The 5,010-nt window shown below is 32.2% G+C and carries 5 protein-coding genes; all 5 read right to left on the bottom strand.

Translation table 11 applies throughout. The features are described from left to right. Positions 1 to 46: 46 nt before the first annotated feature. From ACSSV9_RS14515 to ACSSV9_RS14495, 5 genes are read right to left on the bottom strand one after another with little or no spacing between them, the layout of a single operon-like run. Positions 47 to 364, bottom strand: a complete 318-nt coding sequence (locus ACSSV9_RS14515; protein ID WP_437347981.1) for an HD domain-containing protein — start codon at positions 362 to 364, stop codon at positions 47 to 49. Next, positions 361 to 1,248 carry a type I CRISPR-associated protein Cas7 gene (locus ACSSV9_RS14510; RefSeq protein WP_437347980.1) on the bottom strand — a complete coding sequence of 296 codons (888 nt, stop codon included), beginning with the start codon at positions 1,246 to 1,248 and terminating at the stop codon, positions 361 to 363. The genes ACSSV9_RS14515 and ACSSV9_RS14510 overlap by 4 nt, the downstream gene beginning before the upstream one ends. Positions 1,249 to 1,281: 33 nt before the next feature. Further along, the gene (locus ACSSV9_RS14505; protein ID WP_437347979.1) at positions 1,282 to 3,489 is read right to left on the bottom strand and encodes a hypothetical protein; all 2,208 of its coding nucleotides are present in this window, start codon (positions 3,487 to 3,489) and stop codon (positions 1,282 to 1,284) included. Continuing rightward, positions 3,479 to 4,108, bottom strand: coding sequence for a CRISPR-associated protein Cas5 (gene cas5 / locus ACSSV9_RS14500; protein WP_437347978.1), 630 nt, complete (start codon positions 4,106 to 4,108; stop codon positions 3,479 to 3,481). Before cas5 ends, ACSSV9_RS14505 begins: the two co-directional genes overlap by 11 nt. A 20-nt stretch (positions 4,109 to 4,128) precedes the next feature. Next, the gene (locus ACSSV9_RS14495; protein WP_437347977.1) at positions 4,129 to 4,407 is read right to left on the bottom strand and encodes an HD domain-containing protein; all 279 of its coding nucleotides are present in this window, start codon (positions 4,405 to 4,407) and stop codon (positions 4,129 to 4,131) included. Between the last annotated feature and the right edge of the window lie 603 nt (positions 4,408 to 5,010).

The following is a 5,010-nucleotide window of genomic DNA, read 5'->3' as shown; positions in this document are numbered from 1 at the left end:
CCTCTTTTTTGTTTATTCTCTTACAACGCTTTTCATTAAAAAGTTTTTAAATTCTGGATAATTTTTCAGAGGTTTCATTTAATAAATATAACGTTCCTGCATCAACATGGTTGATTGGAAGTCCTTTGTTACCCCCCTTCAATAGCACTTTTTGATTAATTTCATCTAATTTCCCGAGATCATGATATAATGCAGCCGCCCGTACCGCCTCCCTAAAAAAATTTATATCACCTTTGTAATAAGATGCTAAACCTTGAACGTTCTTTTCAGCGCGTCTCAGGACTTCTGAAATGTGTTGCCTATAAGTTTGAGGCGGAACCGGCAGATTATCAGCTTTACTATGTGCAAGCCAATCTTTTATCATATCTCTTTCATCAAATCTCTTACTGATTTTACTTTTTTCTTCAATTCTTCACGTATATCTTTTTCGGTTGGAATATAATAATCTTCTATGGATGTGGATGGCTTTTCAGAATCTTCCTTTTTAAGTCTATAAGGTGTTAAGTCCTTGATTAGTTCAAAGTCAGAACAAGAACCAAGCGGGGAATTATGTTCAATATACCAAGCGTGAATGATATTTACCTGTGAGCGAATATAAGATGAAGTATTTGTGTAAGCATATGGAATCACTTTCGTCAGAAGTTCAATATCCTGATAAGTGCACCCTGTTTTATAAGCAACAGAAGGATTTATAAAAAAAGGTAAACAATAAAGGCCATGTTGTACTATCCTGTAACTTAGAGGAGCCATTCCTCTATCTTTCCCTTCTTCTACCCCAGCTTTATTGGTTGTAGTATGTCTTTCAATTAGAATAGGAGAAATCGAAACGCCAAGACCAAATTGCACAACTCCTGTCTTAATACTTGTTGAAGAACCTTCTTCAAGAAAAGTATTACCAAAGACTCTTGCATCCCAATATTCCTTTTTAAACTTATCCTCGTCTTCTTTTATCATTCTGATTATTTCATTTCGATCTCTACCTCTACTTTCCAAAATAGAATAATGAAATTCTCCGTTATTCAGATTTAGATTCTTTGAGATATTTATCCATACTTCGCCTTTTTTGTCTTCTATTAAGTCTCGTAGTTTTCGTTTAAATGAAACTGGTGATATTTCGCCTCGCAGATCATTTCGCTGGCGAGGATCACTTTCTTTATCAGGATCGCCATTTGGATTTGAATTTATCACTTCAATTACCAAAAGTCCTGTAACCCTATTGAATGTGGGGTTGTTAGTTGTGTTTAACATATTTAGCTCCTTCATTTTTTTATTATTGATTTTTTAATTGTTCTCGGAAAGTTGATCTTCAAAAATTTCTGGATCATTTTTCTTTTCTGGTTTTGCCAAATATCCTAGAAGGATTTGAACCCTTTCAATGCTTGTCGTACATGTTGGAAGATTTTTTTTAGCCAGTAGATCTGAAATTTTTCCAATTTCTCCGACTGCCCATCTCGCTAACTTTACTTTTTCACCGGATTCCTTTCTTGTCCAATCTTTATATACATTGATTCTTCGAGAAAGGATATCAAAAGCCGATACTGGATTATCCAGGGCAATTGTAAGGTGTGCACTTCCTAATAATTGAGGCGGGATTGCTTTTCTCCATTCTTTTTCACTTTTTTCTGGATACCCACCTCTAACACATTTACACCATTCAAAATGAAGTGTGTCGACGAGTGATAAGAATCGTCCGATGTTGAAAAAAATATCATTCATATAGTACTCCTTTTTGATTCCAAGCTTGTATAAATAAATAGATAATATTGATACTGCTTTTAATGCTGTAAATTTTGCCTCACTTTCTAATGATTTGGATTTTGTTTCAGAATAAAAAATAGATATTCCACTTTTGTGATCAGCGTTACCTAAGCCTAGTAGTAATGATTGTGTTCTCTGTAAAGTGATAGTTAATAAATTGTTTGTTAATTGAGTTCGTTGGTTTCTTATATCAAAGAAAACATCATATACATCTCCCAATGAAATGCCATTAATTGAGTTAGTTCTTCTTCCAAATTTAGTCCATTGTTTTAGGGTTATTTGGACGAGATCTGCAGGGAAAGGACACCAAGGCGAAAGAAAGACAGCATTAGATTCTTTTTTATTGAGAAAATGAGAAATAGATTCAGATTTAATGTTTTGCTTAGTTATTATACTCTCTATTTCTTTTCGTGAAAAAGGCAAATAATAGTTAGGATGATTTTTAGCGGATATTCGCCACAATTCATCGGCTTGTATTAATTCAGAAATTGAGTAAATACGCTGAAAAGAAACTTGTGTCCGACCTGGATCTGCTTTTCGGAGAGCAAAGATTCTGATAAGATCATTAGCTCTGATAACATCTTTCCCTTTTAATGCATCAAAAACAGCTTTCGCAGTCGCTTCATAATTACTCTCACTAAATTGATTTTTACTAACTCCACCTAACAAATGAGCTTTGTTAACATTTATATCTGGTTTACTCACAATATATGCTATAAGCAAATCTTTCTTGTCATTTAATCCAGGAACTGGATACCAGGTTTTTCCTTTCCTTGAATTCTCTGTAATCCAATTCAATGAATCTTGAATAGCATTTGCTTCTTTTCTCCCGATTGGAATAATTTCTGTACTAGACTTTTTATAACGAGTTTGACAGGGAGTTTGATCATTAACCGAAAAGAGATAAGTATTACCAATAACTGGTAGTTTAGGATTAGGAAATTTATCATCCTCTAAAATTGTAACTTCTCCAGAGAGTGCACTTTGTCCCTTATTATGAATATTCTCTTGGTTTGCTGAATTATCTTGTATCTTAAATAAACACATACTGGCAAAATATTCAAATTTTGGACTTGCTACACGAATAGAAAAATTTTCCCAATCACTTACTTCGAGGATCAATGGCGTTTCAGCAACATATTCTTGCTTTTTATTATCCCATTTGTTTCCAATTAACATGTTTTCTAGCAAGGAATAGGGAATTTCAATATCTTTTCTCCTTAATTTTATTGATAAATCATTAATGAAATCATTTATGTTTGAATTTAAGAATCTGTTCATTAACTCGGGAAGTGCTTGATATTCTTTATCACTTGTTGTAAAAAAAGGTCTGATTTTTGCAACTCTATCTTTTAGTCTTTCCCACCAATTAATTTCAATTTCCGTAATATTTAGTTCTCGATTCTCTCTAATAATAATTTCCCTTTTCTTAATTTCATCTTTTTTTAGATTATCCAAATTTTTTCTGAGCATATCTTCTTTATTAACCTTCCAAATAGGTCTTTGTAACTTTAATACTGGGAAACTATTGTGGTTACCTTCTCTTGTTGTCCATAGTCTAGAGACTTCTTCCTTGTTTCGATATTCTATTCTTTCAACTCTACCTTCTTTATTTAATCCAATGATTAATCCTTCTCTTTTCCCAGGCTTTTTTATATCTGGATGTCTTTTTGTAAGTACGATTCCACATTGTTCTAAACTTTTAAATAAAGCATATCCTTCATTCAACATATTCAAGTACTCCTTTCTTAATCCAAACATTTTGTTTGTAAATTGGCTTATACTCACCATTTATTTCAAAAACAGAAAAAAGCATTGAAGGAATAATTTGTTCAATTGTTTCTTCAACTTTGGTTTCTTCTCTAAAAGGGCCAACATAGGTGGGAGTAAATTCCTTCCATCCAAGACAAGGAACATGATACCATCTTCCGTTCTTAAGTCTACTTTCAAATTTTTCTTTCAGAAGATGTAAATGATTAGTAGTGGTTACTTCATTAGGGTTTGGTTTTTTCAGCTCAACTACTTCTCCATATATTCTGTAGCAAACATCGACTAGTATTGTAGCGAAGAGTTGATATGAGCTATCTTTACTTAATTGATTGCTTTTTCGCAAAGGACCCCGATAGTTAGTTGTGTATTGGTGATATTGAATGGGAGCGCATATTTCAACCTTTGTTGGTTTTATGTATGCACTCTTAATTCGTGCAATCGATTCAAACATACCTTTTGCTGCAGAATATGTAGGTGCAGGATATGAGATTGGGGTAGCCCCTGTATCTGGTCTTGTAAACATAGCAGCAGGGCCCGCAATCTCAAATTTTACCTCATAAGATTTTTCTACTACAGCCATAATATAACCTTTCTATTGTTTTAAAATTTATTCAATGGACTCTGTCTACAATTCCATCTTTCAATTCTTGCTGCAATACGATAGATAGATTTAGAGAATAAATATTTTTGCCAATACGAATGGAACTTACCAAGGTCGTGAAAATAGCCGACTAATTCGCCCCAATCGGAATTATTAAATTCTGAAGCAAATATTCCTGATAGTTTACCCACATTCTTTAAATGTTCACTTAGTAAATGGGGTGCTCCCCAGATATTATCGTTGTTTTGTTTAACGTGAGCAATATAACTTTTATTCATATTCAGTTAGTTATAATTGATATATAATTGATAATTTTTAATTAAAAAATGATTACAATAAATATAAGTTTTGCAGTAGATAAAAAACAAATACTTTTAATGTGAACATCAGAAAAAATATATATAACAAATTATTAATCAATTTACAGATATTAAATAATATCAGTTAGCTATTATTTAGGAATAAACGAACATCAATTGTATCAAGAAACAGTAATTAGAGCAATTTTATACACATAACACGAATTATTTAAATTAGAGAATTGCTATAAAATCTAAGAAGAAGTAACTTATCCACATAATTAAGTTTAACAATAATTCTAATTCCTTAAAAGATCATTATTATGATCTTATTGAAAAATCATTTTAAAATTAAAAAAGCCTTGTAATTTATTATTTTACAAGGCTTTAAAGTAGTGAGCGCTGAAGGAATCGAACCTACGACCCTCCCGACTTTTAGTCGGGATGTTCTGAACCAGCTTCTTTCTCTTGTTTCAACTTTTCCAAATATTTTATGGCTTTCTCCACATTTTTCATCTTCTTTAATTTCCTCTCAAGACTTACAGCTTCAGAACGACTAATAACTTCATAACTTATTATTAA

The organism is Melioribacter sulfuriphilus (assembly GCF_051488685.1).
Lineage (GTDB): Bacteria > Bacteroidota > Ignavibacteria > Ignavibacteriales > Melioribacteraceae > Melioribacter.
This window is presented reverse-complemented; position numbering and strand designations above follow the sequence as displayed.

Bases quoted from the DNA above. Each gene is read 5' to 3' on its own strand.
- ACSSV9_RS14515 (WP_437347981.1), bottom strand. From the start codon at position 364: ATGATAAAAGATTGGCTTGCACATAGTAAAGCTGATAATCTGCCGGTT.
- ACSSV9_RS14510 (WP_437347980.1), bottom strand. From the start codon at position 1,248: ATGTTAAACACAACTAACAACCCCACATTCAATAGGGTTACAGGACTT.
- ACSSV9_RS14495 (WP_437347977.1), bottom strand. From the start codon at position 4,407: ATGAATAAAAGTTATATTGCTCACGTTAAACAAAACAACGATAATATC.
- cas5 (WP_437347978.1), bottom strand. From the start codon at position 4,108: ATGGCTGTAGTAGAAAAATCTTATGAGGTAAAATTTGAGATTGCGGGC.
- ACSSV9_RS14505 (WP_437347979.1), bottom strand. From the start codon at position 3,489: ATGTTGAATGAAGGATATGCTTTATTTAAAAGTTTAGAACAATGTGGA.